Below are 18,078 nucleotides of genomic sequence, written 5' to 3' on the forward strand. Positions count from 1 at the left end.
GATTCAAGGCGCAAACGGCATGACCCGCTTGTGATGGGTCTTTTTGTAGGTGTTGACGATGATGTCGAACGCTTCCTGACGCACCGGCTCGCCGTGCAGGAACGCGTCGATCTCGGCGTAAGTCACGCCGTGGGAGGCCTCGTCCGGTTTGCCCGGTGACAGGTCTTCCAGATCCGCCGTCGGCACTTTTTCCACCAGCGATTCAGGTGCGCCGAAGCTGCGGGCGATGGCGCGGACCTGGTTTTTCACCAGACCGCTGAGCGGGGCCAGGTCGCAGGCGCCGTCACCGAACTTGGTGAAGAACCCCATCACCGCTTCCGCCGCGTGGTCGGTGCCGATCACCAGGCCGTGAGCCGCGCCGGCGATGGTGTACTGGGCGACCATGCGCATCCGCGCCTTGGTGTTGCCGAGCACGAAGTCCACCGACACCGCGTGCTTGCCTTCGAAGGCTGCGACTTCGCTGGCCAGGGATTTGACCGCCGGGCCGATGTTGACGGTGTGGCGCTCGTCCGGGGCGATGAAGTCCACCGAGGCCTGAGCGTCGTGTTCATCGAACTGCACGTCGTACGGCAGGCGCACAGCGATGAACTTGTAGGCCTCGTCACCGGTGCGCTCGCGCAGTTCACGCATGGCGCGCTGGGCCAACAGGCCAGCGGTCAGCGAGTCGACACCGCCGCTGATGCCCAGCACCAGGGTCTTGAGTCCGGAATTGGTCAGGCAATCCTGGATGAAGGTGATGCGTCGGGCGACTTCCGCTTCGAGGGCCTGGTAATCGGCGAACGGCGGCTGAACGTTGAGCTGTTCAGCAATCTCACGCTGTACGGCTTGCATGAATTCACTCCTTGCTAGAAAGGCTGGAAACGGCAGGAACCTGGAAAACGTGTCGCAAATAGGCGACGAAATTCGGGTCTTTGCAGTGGGTCTTGCCCGGCTCGTCGGAGATCTTCGCCACCGGTTGGCCGTTGCAGGCGGTCATTTTAAGCACGATGCTCATCGGTTCGACACCCGGAATGTCACAGGTCAGGTTGGTGCCGATGCCGAAGCTGACATTGATCCGCCCGCGCAGCGCCCGGAAGATCTCCAGCGACTTGGGCAGCGTCAGGCTGTCGGAGAACACCAGGGTCTTGCTCATCGGGTCGATGCCGAGCTTGTGATAGTGGGCGATGCATTTTTCGCCCCATTGCACCGGATCTCCGGAATCATGGCGCAAACCGTCGAACAGCTTGGCGAAGAACAGATCGAAATCGCCAAGGAAAGCATCAGTGGTGATGCAGTCGGTCAGGGCGATCCCCAACAAGCCGCGGTACTCGCGGACCCAGCAATCAAGGGCGGCGATCTGGCTGTCGATCAGTCGCGGGCCGAGTTGCTGGTGGGCCATGATCCATTCGTGGGCCATGGTGCCCAGCGGTTTCATGTCCAGTTCGCGGGACAGATGTACGTTGCTGGTGCCGACAAAACGCCCGGGGAAATCGTGCTTGAGCACGTTCACCACTTCTTCCTGCACCCGGTAGGAAAACCTGCGACGTGTGCCGAAATCAGCAACCTGCAACTGCGACAATTCTTCGGCCGAGGCGTTGGCGGTCAGCCAGTCGAACTTGCGGTAGAGCTGTTCGCGGGCCTGTTCCAGCAGCGTTTCACGGTAGCGATAGCGGTTACGCACTTCGCTGACGATCGCCAGCAGCGGCACTTCAAACAGAATCACGTGCAGCCACGGCCCGCGCAGGCGGATGAACAACTCGCCGTTCTCGATGCCGGTGTGCAGGTAGCGCAGGTTGAAACGGAACAGACCGAGGAAGCGCAGGAAATCCGGCTTGAGGAACGAGATGCGCTCCAGGAAACTCAACTGATCGGCGCTCAGGCTCAACTCGGCCAGACGCTCGACCTGGAAGCGGATCTCCGCCAGATAGGGGCGCAGATCTTCGCTGTTACGGCAACGGAACTCCCATTCGACTTCGACGTTGGGGTAGTTGTGCAGCACCGCCTGCATCATCGTCAGTTTGTAGAAGTCGGTGTCGAGCAGGTTCTGCACGATGCGATCGGCAAACACACTCTCGCTCATAACGGGGTCTCCAGACGGGCCGCGCATTGGCGCGGTATCAATCAATGGCGCTAGTGGCGCATATCCGGGGTGGGGATTGCCAGCGATTTTTATCCCGGCACCGGCCCTCAGACCGCGTCAGGACTGTCGATCTGCTCCAGCATCCACTTCACGAAATCCCGCACCTTGGGCACTTCCGCCGCGTGTTCCGGGTAGGCCAGGTAATACGCATCGGTGCTGGGCATTGCATGCTGCCAGGGAATGACCAGTTTGCCGTCGGCCAATTCCTCTTCCACCAGAAACCTCGGGAGCAGGGCGACGCCGCAGCCGACCTGCGCGGCGCGAATGCACATATAAAAGGTTTCGAAACGCGGGCCGTGGTAGCTGTGTTCGGTCTGGTAGCCCTGGCTGTCGAACCAGTCGTGCCACGCTTGCGGGCGCGAAGCATTCTGCAGCAGGACCAGATCGGTGAGTTGCGTTGGATCAGTCAACGGAGTCTCCGGCAGGCTGCCGGGCGCGCAGACCGGCACCAGCTCTTCGCCGAACAACTTCAGGCATTCGGTGCCGGGACGTGAGCCCTGGCCGAAATAGAACGCCAGGTCGCTGCGCCCTTGCAGCAGATCATCGGCCTCCTGCTCGTTGCACAGGTCCAGATGGATCGACGGATGGCGCAAGCGCCAGCCCTTGAGGCGCGGCACCAGCCAGCGTGCGCCGAAGGTCGAGGGTGTAGAGACGCGCAGGACTTCGGTCTCGCCGCCGTAGGAACGCAAGTAATGGGTCGACATCTCAACCTGGGTCAGGATTTTTCTGACTTCCACCAGGTACAAATCGCCGGCCGGAGTCATCTGCAAACGGCGGCGGACCCGACGGAACAACAAGTGCTGCAACAATTCCTCGAGCTGCGCCACCTGCTTGCTGACAGCGCTCTGGGTCAGGTTCAGTTCCTCGGCGGCCCGGGTGAAACTCAGGTGCCGGGTCACGGCCTCGAAGCACTGCAACGCGGTGATCGACGGCAAGTGGCGTTTGTTCAGCATGGGCGATCCTTTTCTTGTCTTTCTGCGCAGCATGAATAAACGGAATGATATCTCGCGTAAAGGTCGTTTGTTGCGTGGCCTTCCTGAAGCTACAACTAAAGGCCTGCCCGGTCGTGAAAACGCGACCGCACACATTCAGTTTTTTGCTTGAGGAGTGACCCATGGTTGCCGCATTGCTTGATCGTCTAGGTGTGAACCCGGCCCTGTACCAGAACGGCAAAGTGCCGGTGCATTCGCCCATCGACGGCAGCCGCATCGGCGCCGTGAACTGGGAAGGCCCGGCCGAAGTCGAGCAGCACATCAGTCGCGCAGATCATGCGTTCGAACAATGGCGCAAGGTGCCGGCCCCGCGTCGCGGCGAGCTGGTGCGTCAGTTCGGTGAAGTGCTGCGGGAATACAAGACCGAACTCGGCGAGCTGGTTTCGTGGGAAGCGGGCAAGATCACCCAGGAAGGCCTCGGTGAAGTGCAGGAGATGATCGACATCTGCGATTTCGCCGTCGGCCTGTCCCGTCAGTTGTACGGCTTGACCATCGCCTCCGAGCGCCCGGGCCACCACATGCGTGAAACCTGGCACCCGCTGGGCGTGGTCGGCGTGATCAGTGCGTTCAACTTCCCGGTCGCGGTGTGGGCGTGGAACACCACGCTGGCGCTGGTCTGCGGTAACCCGGTGGTATGGAAACCGTCGGAGAAAACGCCACTGACCGCGCTGGCCTGTCAGGCGCTGTTCGAACGCGTACTGAAGAATTTCAGCGATGCCCCGGCGCACCTTAGCCAGGTAATCGTCGGCGGCCGCGATGCCGGCGAAGCGCTGGTGGATGACCCGCGTGTTGCGCTAATCAGCGCCACCGGCAGCACCCGCATGGGCCGCGAAGTGGCGCCGAAAGTCGCCGCACGCTTCGCTCGCAGCATTCTCGAACTGGGCGGCAACAACGCGATGATCCTCGGCCCGAGCGCCGATCTGGACATGGCCGTGCGCGCCATTCTGTTCAGCGCCGTCGGCACTGCCGGCCAGCGTTGCACCACGTTGCGTCGCCTGATCGCCCATGAATCGGTGAAAGAAGAAATCGTCACTCGCCTGAAAGCCGCGTACTCCAAAGTCCGCATCGGTCACCCGCTGGAAGGCAACCTGATCGGCCCGCTGATCGACAAGCACAGCTTCGAAAACATGCAGGACGCGCTGGAACAAGCGCTGAGCGAAGGCGGCCGGGTGTTCGGCGGCAAACGCCAACTGGAAGATCAATTCCCAAATGCCTATTACGTGTCGCCGGCCATCGTTGAGATGCCGGAGCAGAGCGACGTGGTGTGCAGCGAAACCTTCGCACCGATCCTGTACGTGGTCGGCTACAGCGATTTCGAAGAGGCGCTGCGCCTGAACAACGCCGTGCCGCAAGGCCTGTCGTCGTGCATCTTCACTACCGATGTGCGCGAGGCCGAGAAATTCATGTCGGCGGTCGGCAGCGACTGCGGCATCGCCAACGTCAACATCGGCCCGAGCGGTGCGGAAATCGGCGGTGCGTTCGGCGGTGAAAAAGAAACCGGTGGTGGTCGTGAGTCGGGTTCGGATGCGTGGCGCGCGTACATGCGTCGGCAGACCAACACCGTGAACTACTCGCTGGAGTTGCCGCTGGCGCAGGGCATTACGTTCGACTGACAGTTGGATATTCCCCCTGTGGGAGCGAGCCTGCTCGCGATAGCGGTGTGTCAGTCAACACCAATGTTGGCTGAAACGCCGCTTTCGTCGGAGCGCCGCCCGGAGCAGGCTCGCTCCCACATTGTTGAACTGTGTGTTTGTTAGGTTTCTGTTGGAGTCTGGCAATGCCGTTACGCGAAGAATGTCTGTGGGAAAAACTCACGCCGCAACGACCGGATAACACGGCGCTCAGGGGCGAGGTCAAGGTTGATGTCTGCGTGATCGGCGCCGGGTTTACCGGGCTGTCGGCGGCGCTGCATCTGTTGGAAAAGGGCAAAAGCGTTTGCGTGCTCGAAGCCCATCGCGCCGGGCATGGCGGCTCCGGGCGCAACGTCGGGCTGGTCAACGCCGGGATGTGGATTCCGCCGGACGAGATCGAGGCCGGGTTCGGCGAGGCGGTCGGCAGTCAGCTCAACCGCATGCTCGGAGCGGCGCCGGCGCTGGTGTTCAGCCTTGTGGATAAATACAACATCGATTGCCAGTTACGCCGCGAAGGCACCCTGCACATGGCGCACAACGCCAAGGGCGAGGCGGATCTGCGCAGTCGCGAAGAACAGTGGAAACGCCGCGGTGCGCCGGTCGAACTGCTGACCGGCAAGGCCTGTGAGCAGGCGACCGGTACGCAGAAGATTGCCGCCGCGCTGCTCGACCGGCGCGCCGGTACGCTCAATCCGATGGCTTATGTCACCGGACTGGCCAACGCTGTCATCAGCCTGGGCGGGCAGATGTTCGATCATTCACCGGTCACTCGTCTTGAGCGTCAGGGTCAGCAATGGTCGGTGCAGACCGAGCAGGGTTCGGTACTCGCCGAACAAGTGGTGATCGCCTCCAACGCCTACACCGAAGGCGACTGGACCGAACTCAAGCGCAACTTCTTCCCCGGTTACTACTATCAGGTCGCTTCGGTGCCGCTCACCGAAGACGCCGCCCATGAAATCCTCCCGGGCGGGCAGGGCTCGTGGGATACCCGCCAGGTGCTTAGCAGTATTCGCCGTGACAAGGATGGGCGTCTGTTGCTGGGCAGTCTCGGCAACGGCAATCAGAAACCGACCTGGTTTCTCAAGGCCTGGGCCGACCGGGTGCAGCAACATTACTTCCCCAATCTCAAACCCGTGGAGTGGGAATGCACCTGGACCGGGCGCATCGCTTTCACTCCCGATCACCTGATGCGCCTGTTCGAACCGGCGCCCGGACTGGTGGCCGTCACCGGTTACAACGGCCGTGGCGTGACCACCGGCACCGTGGTCGGCAAGGCCTTCGCCGATTACCTGTGTAACGGAAATCCTCAGGCATTGCCGATTCCCTTCGCACCGATGCAGCCTCTGGCGGGTGTGGGTTTGCGCAGTTGTCTGTACGAGGCCGGGTTCTCGCTGTATCACGCGGGCCAGTGCCTGCGCATCGTCATTTGAGTGTTGAAATATGTTGCCGGAAGCGGCGCTTTTCGATGTAGCGACTAGCCTGTAATGGTGCGGGTTGTAGCAGTCCCGCACCAGCAGTGTGCAGTTCGGTGACGCGGGCTGTTACAGGCTGGTTGCACGTCGTTTGGCGCCGCGGTTGCAATGATGGCGCGTGCGGGTTGCGCCTGAAAAAATAATTGGTTTCACCTTCCGCGGTTTAGACGGTTGCACGCCCAATGAAAATGGGAACGAAACAGTCGAAATAACAAGAAAGCAGCGACTTTTTGAAGAATAAAAAACCGATGGCACGGCCCTTGCTCTGAGCATTCAAGTGAAGTCGCAGTGCCAACTAAAAAAAACCTTGGAGCACCACCTCATGTCCCAGACGTTTTACAAGAAAGGCTTTCTGGCCCTCGCAGTGGCTACTGCGCTGGGTGTTTCTGCGTTTGCACAAGCTGATGTGAAAATCGGTGTGGCGGGTCCGATGACGGGCGCCAACGCGGCATTTGGCGAACAGTACATGAAAGGGGCACAAGCGGCGGCCGACGCGGTCAACGCGGCGGGCGGCGTCAACGGGGAGAAAATCGTTCTGGTCAAGGGCGATGACGCCTGCGAGCCGAAACAGGCGGTGACGGTCGCCAAGGACCTCACCAACCAGAAAGTCGCCGGTGTGGTCGGCCACTTCTGCTCGTCCTCCACCATTCCTGCGTCCGAGATCTACGACGAAGCCGGCATCATCGCGATCACCCCGGGCTCCACCAACCCACAAGTGACCGAGCGCGGCCTGAGCGCCATGTTCCGTATGTGCGGCCGTGACGACCAGCAAGGCATCGTTGCCGGCGACTACATCGTCGACGTGCTCAAGGGCAAGAAAGTCGCCGTGCTGCACGACAAGGACACCTACGGTCAGGGCCTGGCCGATGCGACCAAGGCACAACTGGAAAAACGCGGCGTGAAGCCGGTGCTGTACGAAGGCCTGACCCGTGGCGAGAAAGACTTCAGCGCCGTGGTCACCAAGATCCGCGCGGCCGGTGCCGACGTGGTCTACTTCGGCGGCCTGCACCCGGAAGCCGGTCCACTGGTCAAGCAACTGCGTACCGAAGGCCTGAAAGACGTGAAATTCATGTCTGACGACGGCATCGTGACCGACGAACTGGTGACCACCGCCGGTGGCCCGCAATACGTCGACGGCGTGCTGATGACCTTCGGCGCCGACCCGCGCCTGCTGCCGGAAAGCAAGACTGTCGTGGATGCCTTCCGCAAGGCCGGCACCGAGCCTGAAGGTTACACCCTGTACGCCTACGCTTCGATTCAGGCCCTGGCCGCCGGCTTCAACGGCGCCAAGTCCAACAAGGGCGAAGACGCTGCCAAATGGCTGAAAGCCAACCCTGTGAAAACCGTGATGGGTGAGAAGACCTGGGACGCCAAGGGCGACCTGAAAGTCTCCGACTACGTGGTCTACCAGTGGGACGCGACCGGTAAATATCACCAGCTGGAAAAACAGAAGTAAGGGCTGACGCGATCGGCTGACCTCCGCAGAACTTCTGTGGGGGCCAGCCCGGTCGTGGCTGACATTGCTCCGACGTAAATCTGTATTTTTCCTAGAAGAACCGCGCGCCCCAGGGTGTGCAGGTTCTCACTGCGTGAGATTGCGTTATGGATGGTATTTTCCTGCAGCAACTGGTCAACGGCCTGACCCTCGGGTCGGTCTATGGCCTGATCGCCATCGGCTACACAATGGTCTACGGCATCATCGGCATGATCAACTTCGCCCATGGCGAGGTTTACATGATTTCCGCTTACCTCGCGGCAATCAGTCTGGCTCTGCTGGCTTACTTCGGTATCGAATCCTTCCCGCTGCTGATGCTCGGCACACTGGTCTTCACCATCGTTGTCACGGGGGTGTACGGCTGGGTCATCGAACGCATCGCCTACAAACCACTGCGCAACTCCACCCGACTGGCTCCGCTGATCAGCGCCATCGGTATCTCCCTGATCCTGCAAAACTATGCCCAGATCAGCCAGGGCGCCCGTCAACAGGGTGTTCCGACGCTGCTCACCGGCGCCTGGCGCATCGACGTCGGCTCGGGCTTCGTCCAGCTGACCTACACCAAGATCTTCATTCTCGTCGCGGCTTTTGTCGGGATGGGCCTGCTGACCTACGTGATCAAGTACACCAAGCTCGGCCGCATGTGCCGCGCCACCCAGCAAGACCGCAAGATGGCCTCGATCCTGGGGATCAACACCGACCGGGTGATTTCCTATGTGTTCATCATCGGTGCAGCGATGGCGGCCCTGGCCGGCGTGCTGATCACCATGAACTACGGCACGTTCGACTTCTACGCAGGCTTCGTCATCGGCATCAAGGCGTTCACCGCTGCGGTGCTCGGCGGGATCGGCTCGCTGCCTGGCGCCATGTTGGGCGGGATCATCCTCGGGATCTCCGAGTCGCTGTTCTCGGGCCTGGTCAACTCCGACTACAAAGACGTGTTCAGCTTCTCGCTGCTCGTACTTGTTCTGGTCTTCCGGCCTCAGGGCCTGCTGGGCCGTCCTCTTGTGTCGAAGGTGTAAGCGATGTCTTCAACCACTACAAAATCCATTGATGTCAAAAAAAGCCTGGTTGAGGCGATTCTCGCCGGTCTGATTGCCCTGATCGTGTTCGGGCCGATTGTCGGCGTGGTACTCGACGGCTACAGCTTCAACCTCGAACCGACCCGCGTGGCGTGGATCATTGCCATCGTCATGGTCGGCCGTTTTGCCCTCAGCCTGTTCCTGCAAACCCCCAAGGGCCTGCGCATTCTCGAAGGATTCGAGAGCACCGGTTCCGGCGTGCATGTGCTGCCCGCCGATCACAAATCCCGCCTGCGCTGGATCATCCCGCTGCTGATCGTGCTGGCCGTGGCCGTGCCATTCGTGTCCAACTCGTACCTGTTGGGCGTGGTCATCCTCGGACTGATCTACGTGCTGCTGGGGCTGGGGCTGAACATCGTGGTCGGTCTGGCCGGCCTGCTTGACCTGGGTTACGTGGCGTTCTACGCCATCGGCGCCTACGGTCTGGCGCTCGGTTATCAGTACCTCGGCCTGGGCTTCTGGACCGTGCTGCCGCTGGCGGCGATCACCGCTGGCCTTGCCGGTTGCATCCTCGGTTTCCCGGTACTGCGCCTGCACGGCGACTACCTGGCGATCGTGACCCTGGGCTTCGGTGAAATCATTCGTCTGGTGCTCAACAACTGGCTGTCCCTGACCGGCGGCCCGAACGGCATGCCGGCACCACTGCCGACCTTCTTCGGTCTGGAATTCGGCAAGCGGGCGAAGGATGGCGGGGTACCGTTCCACGAGTTTTTCGGCATCGCCTACAACCCGGACGTGAAGTATTACTTCATCTATGCGGTGCTGTTCCTGGTGGTACTGGCCGTGCTGTACATCAAGCATCGTCTGGTGAAGATGCCGGTCGGCCGCGCCTGGGAAGCTCTGCGTGAAGACGAGATCGCCTGTCGCTCGATGGGCCTCAACCACGTGCTGGTCAAGCTCTCGGCGTTCACTATCGGTGCGTCCACGGCAGGTCTGGCGGGTGTGTTCTTCGCGACCTATCAAGGCTTCGTCAACCCGACCTCGTTCACCTTCTTCGAATCGGCATTGATCCTCGCCATCGTCGTACTCGGCGGCATGGGCTCGACTATCGGCGTGGTGATCGCAGCGTTCGTGCTGACGGTTGCCCCGGAACTGCTGCGCGGTTTCGCCGAATACCGTGTGTTGCTGTTCGGGATCCTGATGGTGTTGATGATGATCTGGCGACCGCGCGGGCTGATCCGCATCAGCCGTACCGGGGTCACTCCACGCAAAGGTGCCATTCACTATGAGAGGACTGCGCCATGAGTGAAGTCGTACTCTCTGTTGAAAAACTGATGATGCACTTCGGTGGCATCAAGGCCTTGAGCGACGTCAGCCTGAAGGTCAAACGCAACTCGATCTTCGCCCTGATCGGCCCCAACGGCGCCGGCAAGACCACGGTGTTCAACTGCCTGACCGGTTTCTACAAGGCCTCCGGCGGCAAGATCGAACTCAACGTGCGCGGCCGGCAGACCAACGTCATCCAGCTGCTGGGCGAATCGTTCAAGCCGACCGACTTCGTCTCGCCGAAAAGCTTCGCCAGTCGCCTGTACTACAAGATGTTCGGCGGCACCCATCTGGTGAACCGCGCGGGCCTGGCCCGGACGTTTCAGAACATTCGCCTGTTCAAGGAAATGTCGGTGCTGGAAAACCTGCTGGTGGCCCAGCACATGTGGGTCAACCGCAACATGCTGGCCGGCATTCTCAATACCAAGGGCTATCGCAAGGCCGAAAGCGATGCGCTGGACTGCGCGTTCTACTGGCTGGAAGTGGTGGATCTGGTGGACTGCGCCAACCGTCTGGCCGGTGAACTTTCCTACGGCCAGCAACGCCGTCTGGAGATCGCCCGGGCCATGTGCACGCGGCCGCAGATCATCTGCCTCGACGAACCGGCCGCCGGCCTCAACCCTCAGGAAACCGAAGCGCTGAGCGCGATGATCCGGCTGCTGCGCGACGAGCACGATCTGACCGTGGTGCTGATCGAACACGACATGGGCATGGTAATGAGCATTTCCGATCACATCGTGGTGCTGGACCACGGCATCGTCATCGCCGAGGGCGGGCCGGATGCCATTCGTAACGATCCGAAAGTGATCGCTGCCTACCTGGGCGCCGACGAAGAGGAAGTCGTATGACGCAACCCATCCTCGAACTCAAGGATCTGGACGTGTTCTATGGCCCGATCCAGGCCCTCAAAGGCGTTTCGCTGCAGATCAACGAAGGGGAAACCGTCAGCCTGATCGGCTCCAATGGTGCCGGCAAATCCACCCTGTTGATGTCGATTTTCGGCCAGCCACGGGCGGCCGGCGGGCAGATCCTCTATCAGGGCGTGGACATTACCCACAAGTCATCGCACTACATCGCCTCCAACGGCATTGCGCAGTCGCCGGAAGGGCGGCGGGTGTTCCCCGACATGACCGTCGAGGAAAACCTGCTGATGGGCACCATTCCGATCGGCGACAAGTACGCCAAGGAAGACATGCAGCGCATGTTCGAGCTGTTCCCGCGGCTCGAAGAGCGCCGTACCCAGCGCGCGATGACCATGTCCGGCGGCGAGCAGCAAATGCTCGCCATCGCCCGGGCGCTGATGAGCCGGCCCAAGCTGTTGCTGCTGGATGAGCCGAGCCTGGGCCTGGCGCCGATCGTGGTGAAACAGATCTTCGCCACCCTGCGGGAACTGGCGAAAACCGGCATGACCATTTTCCTCGTCGAACAGAACGCCAACCATGCGTTGAAACTGTCCGACCGGGCGTACGTGATGGTCAACGGCGAGATCCGCCTGACGGGCACCGGCAAGGAACTGCTGGTGAACGAGGAAGTGCGTAACGCTTACCTCGGCGGTCACTGATCATTTGAAGTTGTCCACAAGCCCCGATGCGTGAGTGTCGGGGCTTTTTTTCGTCTGCCCGTTCACTGAAAACCAGGACTTTCGGGAAATTGTGGAAAACAAAATCCCCAACCTGCCAAAGCGCGACATAAAGCCGCTGCAAATGGCTGTTTTTCCACACTTTTGACTTGTCCCCGTTTGCTGTGGAGCTGGCTGTGAATAACGTGGGTGTAGCTGGCTGAAAGCCTTTGAATCCGTGGCTTGTAGCGCTGTGGTTGTTTTTTGAGCAGTGTGTTTTTGCTGAGGGTAGGGCCTGTTTGTCAACCTTTTTATGGGGACGCAAAAAGGCGCGGATCGCTGTGGTCAATCCTGTGGATAAGTCTGTGATTAAACTCTGGAAAGACTCGGCTAAGGGCCGTAATTGCTGGCCTCGCGCAATCATGGCCATGACCGGCCGGTCGTGCAAAATGCCCTGCCCGGCACAACTGGTTGTTCAGGGTCAAGCAAAAAACTTTCCAAATCGCCCGCAAAGCCTTGTGTGGCGTGGCTTTGCGCTTTTCCACTTGCCCCCGGAAACTGTGGAAGGGCTTGTGGATAACGTGCGTGCACATGGCTACAGGCCACGGCGGGTATGGCGTAGCGGCCATTGATCAATTAATGAGCAGGATTCGGTGGTTGCCGGTTAAAGCAGGGCCGGGCATGCTGCCCGCTGATTTTCTATTCCAATGGCTGCCCCGGCGGCCGAAGCAAGGAGAACACGATGTCCAACACCCTGTTTATCACCGGCGCGACCTCCGGTTTTGGTGAAGCCTGTGCCCGTCGTTTTGCCGAGGCCGGCTGGAAACTGGTGCTGACCGGTCGTCGTGAAGAACGCCTCAACGCGCTGTGCGCCGAACTGTCGAAGCAGACTGAAGTGCATGGCCTGGTGCTGGACGTGCGTGATCGCAAGGCGATGGAGGAGGCGATTGCCAACCTGCCGCCGTCGTTCGCCAAACTGCGCGGCCTGATCAACAACGCAGGTCTCGCGCTGGGTGTGGACCCGGCACCGAAGTGCGACCTCGACGATTGGGACACCATGGTCGACACCAACGTCAAAGGCCTGATGTACAGCACTCGCCTGTTGCTGCCACGCCTGATCGCCCACGGTCGCGGCGCCGGCATCATCAACCTCGGTTCCATCGCCGGTAACTATCCGTACCCGGGCAGCCACGTTTATGGCGCGACCAAGGCGTTCGTGAAGCAGTTCTCGCTGAACCTGCGTTGCGACCTGCAGGGCACTGGCGTGCGCGTCAGCAACATCGAGCCGGGCCTGTGCGAGAGCGAGTTCTCGCTGGTGCGTTTCGCCGGTGATCAGGCGCGTTACGACGCGACCTACGCCGGTGCCGAGCCGATCCAGCCGCAGGACATCGCCGAGACGATTTTCTGGGTGCTGAATGCGCCGGCGCACATCAACATCAACAGCCTGGAGCTGATGCCGGTGAGCCAGACCTGGGCCGGTTTTGCCATCGAGCGCAACAAGGTTTAAGACCGCTTAACGGCCCATCGCCAGCAGGCTGGCTCCCACATTGGAATGCGATCAACTGTGGGAGCCAGCCAGCCTGCTTGCGAAGAGGGCAAATCGGCCAGAATCTGGCAGTAAGGTAGACTCATCCCTCAACAACCCAACCGCACCCTGCGGTTATCAAGGTTTTTCGAGGAGTCAAAGTGAGTAACCGAGGTGAGCAGTCGCTGCTCAAACAATCGACCCTTCTGATGTTCGCCGTGTCGATCGCCGGGATCGCCACCGGTTTTGTTTCGGGTTCCCAGTCCATCCTGTTCGATGGCTTTTTTTCGCTGATTGCCACCTTCATCAAAGTCCTGATGCTGATCACCGCGAAGCTGATCGCCAAGCAAAGCAACCAGCGTTTCCAGTTCGGCTTCTGGCATCTGGAGCCAATGGTGCTGCTGATCGAGGGCAGTTTCCTGCTGTTGATTGCGATCTACGCGTTTCTCAACGGCGTGTTCGGCATTATCAATGGCGGTCGTGAGATCGAACTGGGGCTGGTGATCATCTACGCGGCGGTGTTCACCGTTGTCGAGTTCGCCTACTTCTTCTACGTGCGCCACCGTAATCGCAAGCTCAAGTCGAGCCTGATCCAGTTCGACAACATCAGCTGGCTGGTGGACGCGATGCTGTCGGTGGGCCTGTTGGTCAGTTTCCTCGCGGCGCTGCTGCTCAAGTCCCAGGGCTATGGCGAATGGGCGAAGTTCGTCGACCCGCTGATTCTCATCGTGCTGGCACTGACCATGCTGCCACCGGCCTTCAAGATCCTCGGCCCGGCGCTGCGGGACGTGCTCGGCATTGCGCCGGACACGCTGGACGATCAGGTGCGCCAGGTGATGGAAGCCGCGAAGGTCGAGCATGGTTTCGACGACTACGTGTCTTACGTGCAGAAACACGGGCGGGCGCGGTTCATCGAGATTCATGTGGTGTTGCCGGCGGATTACCGGCTGCAGAGCGTCGGCCAGCTGGATGTGCTGCGCGAGGAGATTTCCGCAAAGCTGGGCAAGCCGGACGCGGCGCGCTGGCTGACCATCAGCTTCACCGGCGACAGGAAGTGGATTGCCTGACTTGGGCGAGTGCGCGGGCTCGCCACGACGTCAGCTCAGATAGTCGGCGATGCCGCGATAACAGGTCGCCAGGTGATATGGCGTGGTCGACGGCATGTCCTTGCGGCTGACCTCGCCCTGATCGTCACGGCACTCGTGCCAGCCGCCGGCATGCAGGAAGCGCTGTTGCAGCGCCTGCAACTGGCGCAACACCGCGCTTTCACTGCCCGGACGCAAAGTCAGGGCGCGCAGGTATTCGGCCTGGGCCCAGATGCGCTGGGTCGAATCCTTGCCGTGTCCTTGCGGATCAAGCATGGCCAGCACCGCACCGGTGTCGGCCTCGACGCCCTGTTGTTCGGTGAAGGCAAACGCACGATCCAGTGCCGCGTGCAGCTTCGACCCGCGCAGAAGCGGTGAGGATTCGAGCAGGAAATACCATTCGAACTGATGCCCCGGCTCAAACCAGTTATCCACAGCCCCCAGCGGCTTTTCCATCAACACGCCCTGTTGCGGTTCGATGAAGCGCTTGTGCATGGCTGTGCATAACTCGCTCAGCGCCTGCTGCGTCTGGGGATCTTCGCGCACGGCCAACGTGGCCAGGAAGGCTTCGGCCAGGTGCATCAGCGGGTTTTGCAGCGGGCCGGTTTCCAGCGTGATCCAGTCGCGGTCGAGGCAGGCTTCGTAGAGGCCGTCACCGGTGGCGAAACGTCGGCCGATGACTTCCAGCGCGGCATTCAGGGTCGATTCGACCAAGGGCTCGCGGGACTTTTCCCAGTAATGCGCGCAGGCGAACAGGATGAAGGCGTGGGTGTAGAGGTCCTTGCGCTGATCCAGTGGTTTGCCCTGCGGATCGATGCTGTAGAACCAGCCGCCGTGCTCGGCATCGTGGAAGTGCCGTTGCAGGGAACGGAACAGCGCAGCCGCCCGGACTTCAGCGTTATCCACAACCCCGATCAGGCTGGAAAACAGGTACAGCTGCCGTGCGCAGGCCATCGCCCGGTAGCGCTGCGGTGGCAGCGGCTGATGCGCGGCGTCCAGCGCCTCGTAAGGCAACGCCATGTCGGCGTTCCAGCCCGGTCCTTGCCAGAGGGGCACGATCACGTTCAGAAAGTGCTGTTGCACTTCGCCGAACAGGGCGGTCAATTCAGGCAGGGAGGTGGAGCGGGAAGCGTGGGGCATGGGCGGACGTCGTCACGGCAGGGGCGATTGCGCGACATGGTAGCAGAGAGACCGGCCTTAGAGACGCGGTGTCTGTCAGGCCGCTATCGTCGGATCGCCGCCCGGACCAAGCCCACTCCCACAACGGTCACGCCGAACACAATAATTGTGAACAACACAGAACAACTGTGGGAGCGGGCTTGCTCGCGAAGAGGCCAGATCAGGCGAAAGTGATCAACCGGCCATAAGCCAAACTCCGGTCACCGCCGAAGCCGCTCCGGCCAGTCGAACCAGCGGCGCAGCCGCCTGGGGCAGAAAACGAACCACCGCATAACCCGCCGCATGCAGCGCAGCCGTCGCGACCACGAAACCGGCGGCATACGCCCATGGGCTCGACATGTCCGGCAATTCCAGGCCATGGGCCACGCCGTGGAACAGCGCAAAAAGCGCCGTCGCCGCCACCGCCATCACCAGCGGTGGACGCACGGCCAGCGCAACCGCCAGACCCAGCGCCAGCACCGAGGCGGCGATCCCGCTTTCCAGCGCCGGCAGCTCCAGCCCTTCAAAGCCGAGCAGGCCGCCGATCAGCATGGTACCGACGAACGTACACGGCAGCGCCCAGCGCGCCGCGCCTTGCTGCTGCGCCGCCCACAGACCGACGGCCACCATCGCCAGCAAATGGTCGAGGCCGCCGATCGGATGGCTGATGCCGGCCACCAGGCCAGAGTCGCCATGGCCGGGGTGGGCGAAGGCCAGGGCGGGGGTCAGCAGCAGTGCGACGGCGCCGAGAATGCGTTTGAGTGTCATGGATAAGCTTCCTTGTTGATCAGTGAATCAGGCTGCGGTCAGCAGGCCCTGGCGTTCGATGAAGGCGATGATGTCTTCCAGGCCCTGACCGGTTTTCTGGTTGCTGAACACGAACGGCTTGCCGTTGCGCATGCGTTGGGTGTCGCTGTTCATCATTTCCAGCGAGGCGCCGACCAGCGGCGCGAGGTCGATCTTGTTGATCACCAGCAGGTCGGATTTGCAGATGCCGGGCCCGCCCTTGCGCGGCAGCTTGTCGCCGGCCGACACGTCGATCACGTAAATGGTCAGGTCGGACAGTTCCGGGCTGAAGGTCGCGGAAAGGTTGTCGCCACCGGACTCCACCAGAATCAGGTCCAGCCCCGGAAAACGCCGGTTCAGTTGATCCACCGCTTCGAGGTTGATCGAGGCGTCCTCCCGAATCGCGGTGTGCGGGCAACCACCGGTTTCCACGCCGATGATCCGCTCCGGTGCCAGCGCTTCGTTGCGTACCAGAAAGTCGGCGTCTTCGCGGGTGTAGATGTCGTTGGTGACCACGGCCAGGTTGTAGCGCTCGCGCAGGGCCAGGCACAAGGCCAGGGTCAACGCGGTCTTGCCGGAACCGACCGGGCCGCCAATGCCGACGCGCAGGGGTTGTGTGTTCATGTGATTCTCCAGATAAAAGGCCCTAGGAACGGAACAGGCGGCTGTACTGGCGCTCATGGGCCATGCACGCCAGGGACAGACCGAACGCGGCGCTGCCGAGGTGTTCGGGATTGATTCGGGTGGCGTCCTGCTGCGCCTGTTGCAGCAGCGGCAGCAGTTCGCTGGTCAGGCGTTGGGCGGCTTGCTGGCCCAGCGGCAGGGTTTTCATCAGCACCGCGAGCTGGTTTTCCAGCCAGCTCCACAGCCACGCAGCGAGGGCGTCCTGCGGGCTGATTTGCCAGGCGCGGGCGGCCAGTGCCCAGCACAGGGCCAGGTGCGGTTCGGTGCAGTGTTCGAGAAAGTCCCGCGCGACCTGATCGAGTTCGGGCAAGCCGTTGAGCAATTGCTGCAACGAGTAACCCATCTGCCGGCTCTCCAGATGCAGTTCGCGGGTTTCGCGGCTGGCGCGGTGGCTTTCGCAGAGCTTGCGCAATTCATCCCAGTTTTCGTCCGCGGCGGCCTGGCAATGGGCGAGCAGCATGGGCGCCTCGAACCGCGCGAGGTTTAGCAGCAATTGATCGCTGATCCAGCGGCGGGCGCTATCCGGGCTGTCGACGCGGCCGTTATCCACAGCCATTTCCAGGCCCTGGGAATAGCTGTAGCCGCCAATCGGCAATTGCGGACTGGCCAGGCGCAGCAGCGCCCAGGCCGGGTTCACAAACGGACGCCGAACTGGTGGAGTTTCGGCGCGTAGTTGAAGTCTTCGTCACCGTGCCGCGAATGGTGATGGCCGCCACCGTAGGCGCCGTGTTCCGGCTGGAACGGCGCTTCGATCGATTCCACGGTGGCGCCGAGTTGTTCGAGCATCGCTTTCAGCACGTAATCGTCGAGCAGCCGCAACCAGCCGTCACCGACTTGCAGCGCGACGTGGCGATTGCCCAGGTGATAGGCAGCGCGGGTCAGTTCAAAGGCATTGGCGCAGGTGACGTGCAGCAGTTGTTCGGGGCGGGCGCAGACCCGGACGATCCGGCCATCTTCGGCTTGCAGGCATTCGCCGTCATACAGCGGCGGCTGGCCGCGCTCCAGAAACAGTCCGACGTCTTCGCCTTCGGCACTGAAACAGCGCAGGCGGCTTTTGCTCCTGGCTTCGAAGGTCAGGTGCAACTCGGCGGCCCAGACGGGTTGGGGGTCGATTCTGCGATGAATCACCAGCATCGGAAAGCTTCCAGCAATGGACAATGCTCAGGCTAGAGCAAGGGGCTTGCCAATCGGACAAGACGTAGGAAAACCCTGTCGGAGACTAGTG

18 protein-coding genes are annotated in these 18,078 nt (G+C 61.4%); 10 read left to right on the forward strand and 8 right to left on the reverse strand.

Annotated features, from left to right (window positions below; translation table 11 throughout):
- Window positions 1–3: 3 nt before the first annotated feature.
- The 3 genes from nadE to QR290_RS04065 all read right to left on the reverse strand — a co-directional run bounded on the left by nadE (window position 4) and on the right by QR290_RS04065 (window position 3,072).
- A complete protein-coding gene (gene nadE / locus QR290_RS04055) occupies window positions 4–831 on the reverse strand; it encodes an ammonia-dependent NAD(+) synthetase (RefSeq protein ID WP_085611050.1) in 828 nt (275 codons plus the stop codon).
- Between the two features lie 4 nt (window positions 832–835).
- Window positions 836–2,059, reverse strand: a complete 1,224-nt coding sequence (gene pncB / locus QR290_RS04060; protein ID WP_074689644.1) for a nicotinate phosphoribosyltransferase — start codon at window positions 2,057–2,059, stop codon at window positions 836–838.
- A gap of 107 nt (window positions 2,060–2,166) precedes the next feature.
- Window positions 2,167–3,072, reverse strand: coding sequence for a LysR family transcriptional regulator (locus QR290_RS04065; RefSeq protein WP_230735093.1), 906 nt, complete (start codon window positions 3,070–3,072; stop codon window positions 2,167–2,169).
- Here QR290_RS04065 and QR290_RS04070 point away from each other — a divergent pair.
- From QR290_RS04070 to QR290_RS04115, 10 genes are all read left to right on the forward strand, one after another.
- Window positions 3,071–3,223, forward strand: coding sequence for a hypothetical protein (locus QR290_RS04070; protein ID WP_167748721.1), 153 nt, complete (start codon window positions 3,071–3,073; stop codon window positions 3,221–3,223). The genes QR290_RS04065 and QR290_RS04070 overlap by 2 nt on opposite strands.
- Before the next feature lie 10 nt (window positions 3,224–3,233).
- Window positions 3,234–4,724 carry an L-piperidine-6-carboxylate dehydrogenase gene (gene amaB / locus QR290_RS04075; RefSeq protein ID WP_289204374.1) on the forward strand — a complete coding sequence of 497 codons (1,491 nt, stop codon included), beginning with the start codon at window positions 3,234–3,236 and terminating at the stop codon, window positions 4,722–4,724.
- A gap of 164 nt (window positions 4,725–4,888) precedes the next feature.
- Window positions 4,889–6,172 (forward strand): L-pipecolate oxidase, encoded by a 1,284-nt coding sequence (amaA, locus tag QR290_RS04080; RefSeq protein ID WP_289204375.1) that lies wholly within the window; start codon window positions 4,889–4,891, stop codon window positions 6,170–6,172.
- Window positions 6,173–6,536: 364 nt separating this feature from the next.
- The gene (locus QR290_RS04085) at window positions 6,537–7,670 is read left to right on the forward strand and encodes an ABC transporter substrate-binding protein (RefSeq protein ID WP_085711176.1); all 1,134 of its coding nucleotides are present in this window, start codon (window positions 6,537–6,539) and stop codon (window positions 7,668–7,670) included.
- A 146-nt stretch (window positions 7,671–7,816) separates the two neighbouring features.
- The gene (locus tag QR290_RS04090; protein WP_007950661.1) at window positions 7,817–8,731 is read left to right on the forward strand and encodes an ABC transporter permease subunit; all 915 of its coding nucleotides are present in this window, start codon (window positions 7,817–7,819) and stop codon (window positions 8,729–8,731) included.
- A gap of 3 nt (window positions 8,732–8,734) precedes the next feature.
- Complete coding sequence (gene livM / locus QR290_RS04095) at window positions 8,735–10,036, forward strand: high-affinity branched-chain amino acid ABC transporter permease LivM (RefSeq protein ID WP_115076361.1); 1,302 nt, start codon at window positions 8,735–8,737, stop codon at window positions 10,034–10,036.
- Window positions 10,033–10,905, forward strand: a complete 873-nt coding sequence (locus QR290_RS04100) for an ATP-binding cassette domain-containing protein (RefSeq protein ID WP_289204376.1) — start codon at window positions 10,033–10,035, stop codon at window positions 10,903–10,905. The genes livM and QR290_RS04100 overlap by 4 nt, the downstream gene beginning before the upstream one ends.
- Complete coding sequence (locus QR290_RS04105) at window positions 10,902–11,618, forward strand: ABC transporter ATP-binding protein (RefSeq protein ID WP_007950655.1); 717 nt, start codon at window positions 10,902–10,904, stop codon at window positions 11,616–11,618. Before QR290_RS04100 ends, QR290_RS04105 begins: the two co-directional genes overlap by 4 nt.
- Window positions 11,619–12,357: 739 nt before the next feature.
- On the forward strand, window positions 12,358–13,122 hold the full coding sequence (locus tag QR290_RS04110; protein ID WP_289204377.1) for an SDR family oxidoreductase: 765 nt from the start codon (window positions 12,358–12,360) through the stop codon (window positions 13,120–13,122).
- Between the two features lie 179 nt (window positions 13,123–13,301).
- On the forward strand, window positions 13,302–14,207 hold the full coding sequence (locus QR290_RS04115; RefSeq protein ID WP_115076363.1) for a cation diffusion facilitator family transporter: 906 nt from the start codon (window positions 13,302–13,304) through the stop codon (window positions 14,205–14,207).
- Between the two features lie 30 nt (window positions 14,208–14,237).
- On the opposite strand, the gene QR290_RS04120 is transcribed toward QR290_RS04115, so the two are convergent.
- The 5 genes from QR290_RS04120 to ureE form a co-directional block, all read right to left on the reverse strand.
- Window positions 14,238–15,365: an AGE family epimerase/isomerase gene (locus QR290_RS04120; RefSeq protein ID WP_289204378.1), complete on the reverse strand. Its 1,128-nt coding sequence runs from the start codon at window positions 15,363–15,365 to the stop codon at window positions 14,238–14,240.
- A 213-nt stretch (window positions 15,366–15,578) separates the two neighbouring features.
- Window positions 15,579–16,151, reverse strand: coding sequence for a HupE/UreJ family protein (locus QR290_RS04125; RefSeq protein ID WP_289204379.1), 573 nt, complete (start codon window positions 16,149–16,151; stop codon window positions 15,579–15,581).
- Between the two features lie 27 nt (window positions 16,152–16,178).
- On the reverse strand, window positions 16,179–16,793 hold the full coding sequence (gene ureG, locus QR290_RS04130) for an urease accessory protein UreG (protein WP_007950645.1): 615 nt from the start codon (window positions 16,791–16,793) through the stop codon (window positions 16,179–16,181).
- 22 nt (window positions 16,794–16,815) lie between these two features.
- Entirely contained in the window at window positions 16,816–17,490 is a 675-nt protein-coding gene (locus tag QR290_RS04135; RefSeq protein ID WP_289204380.1) for an urease accessory protein UreF, read from the reverse strand.
- A complete protein-coding gene (gene ureE / locus QR290_RS04140) occupies window positions 17,487–17,987 on the reverse strand; it encodes an urease accessory protein UreE (RefSeq protein WP_115076366.1) in 501 nt (166 codons plus the stop codon). Before ureE ends, QR290_RS04135 begins: the two co-directional genes overlap by 4 nt.
- Window positions 17,988–18,078: the final 91 nt, after the last annotated feature.

This window comes from Pseudomonas fluorescens (assembly GCF_030344995.1).
Lineage (GTDB): Bacteria > Pseudomonadota > Gammaproteobacteria > Pseudomonadales > Pseudomonadaceae > Aquipseudomonas > Aquipseudomonas fluorescens_BF.

Excerpts from the sequence above, each read along its gene's own strand:
- nadE (WP_085611050.1), bottom strand. The coding sequence starts at position 831 with ATGCAAGCCGTACAGCGTGAGATTGCTGAACAGCTCAACGTTCAGCCG.
- pncB (WP_074689644.1), bottom strand. The coding sequence starts at position 2,059 with ATGAGCGAGAGTGTGTTTGCCGATCGCATCGTGCAGAACCTGCTCGAC.
- QR290_RS04070 (WP_167748721.1), top strand. The coding sequence starts at position 3,071 with ATGGGCGATCCTTTTCTTGTCTTTCTGCGCAGCATGAATAAACGGAAT.
- QR290_RS04065 (WP_230735093.1), bottom strand. The coding sequence starts at position 3,072 with ATGCTGAACAAACGCCACTTGCCGTCGATCACCGCGTTGCAGTGCTTC.
- amaB (WP_289204374.1), top strand. The coding sequence starts at position 3,234 with ATGGTTGCCGCATTGCTTGATCGTCTAGGTGTGAACCCGGCCCTGTAC.
- amaA (WP_289204375.1), top strand. The coding sequence starts at position 4,889 with ATGCCGTTACGCGAAGAATGTCTGTGGGAAAAACTCACGCCGCAACGA.
- QR290_RS04085 (WP_085711176.1), top strand. The coding sequence starts at position 6,537 with ATGTCCCAGACGTTTTACAAGAAAGGCTTTCTGGCCCTCGCAGTGGCT.
- QR290_RS04090 (WP_007950661.1), top strand. The coding sequence starts at position 7,817 with ATGGATGGTATTTTCCTGCAGCAACTGGTCAACGGCCTGACCCTCGGG.
- livM (WP_115076361.1), top strand. The coding sequence starts at position 8,735 with ATGTCTTCAACCACTACAAAATCCATTGATGTCAAAAAAAGCCTGGTT.
- QR290_RS04100 (WP_289204376.1), top strand. The coding sequence starts at position 10,033 with ATGAGTGAAGTCGTACTCTCTGTTGAAAAACTGATGATGCACTTCGGT.
- QR290_RS04105 (WP_007950655.1), top strand. The coding sequence starts at position 10,902 with ATGACGCAACCCATCCTCGAACTCAAGGATCTGGACGTGTTCTATGGC.
- QR290_RS04110 (WP_289204377.1), top strand. The coding sequence starts at position 12,358 with ATGTCCAACACCCTGTTTATCACCGGCGCGACCTCCGGTTTTGGTGAA.
- QR290_RS04120 (WP_289204378.1), bottom strand. The coding sequence starts at position 15,365 with ATGCCCCACGCTTCCCGCTCCACCTCCCTGCCTGAATTGACCGCCCTG.
- QR290_RS04125 (WP_289204379.1), bottom strand. The coding sequence starts at position 16,151 with ATGACACTCAAACGCATTCTCGGCGCCGTCGCACTGCTGCTGACCCCC.
- ureG (WP_007950645.1), bottom strand. The coding sequence starts at position 16,793 with ATGAACACACAACCCCTGCGCGTCGGCATTGGCGGCCCGGTCGGTTCC.
- ureE (WP_115076366.1), bottom strand. The coding sequence starts at position 17,987 with ATGCTGGTGATTCATCGCAGAATCGACCCCCAACCCGTCTGGGCCGCC.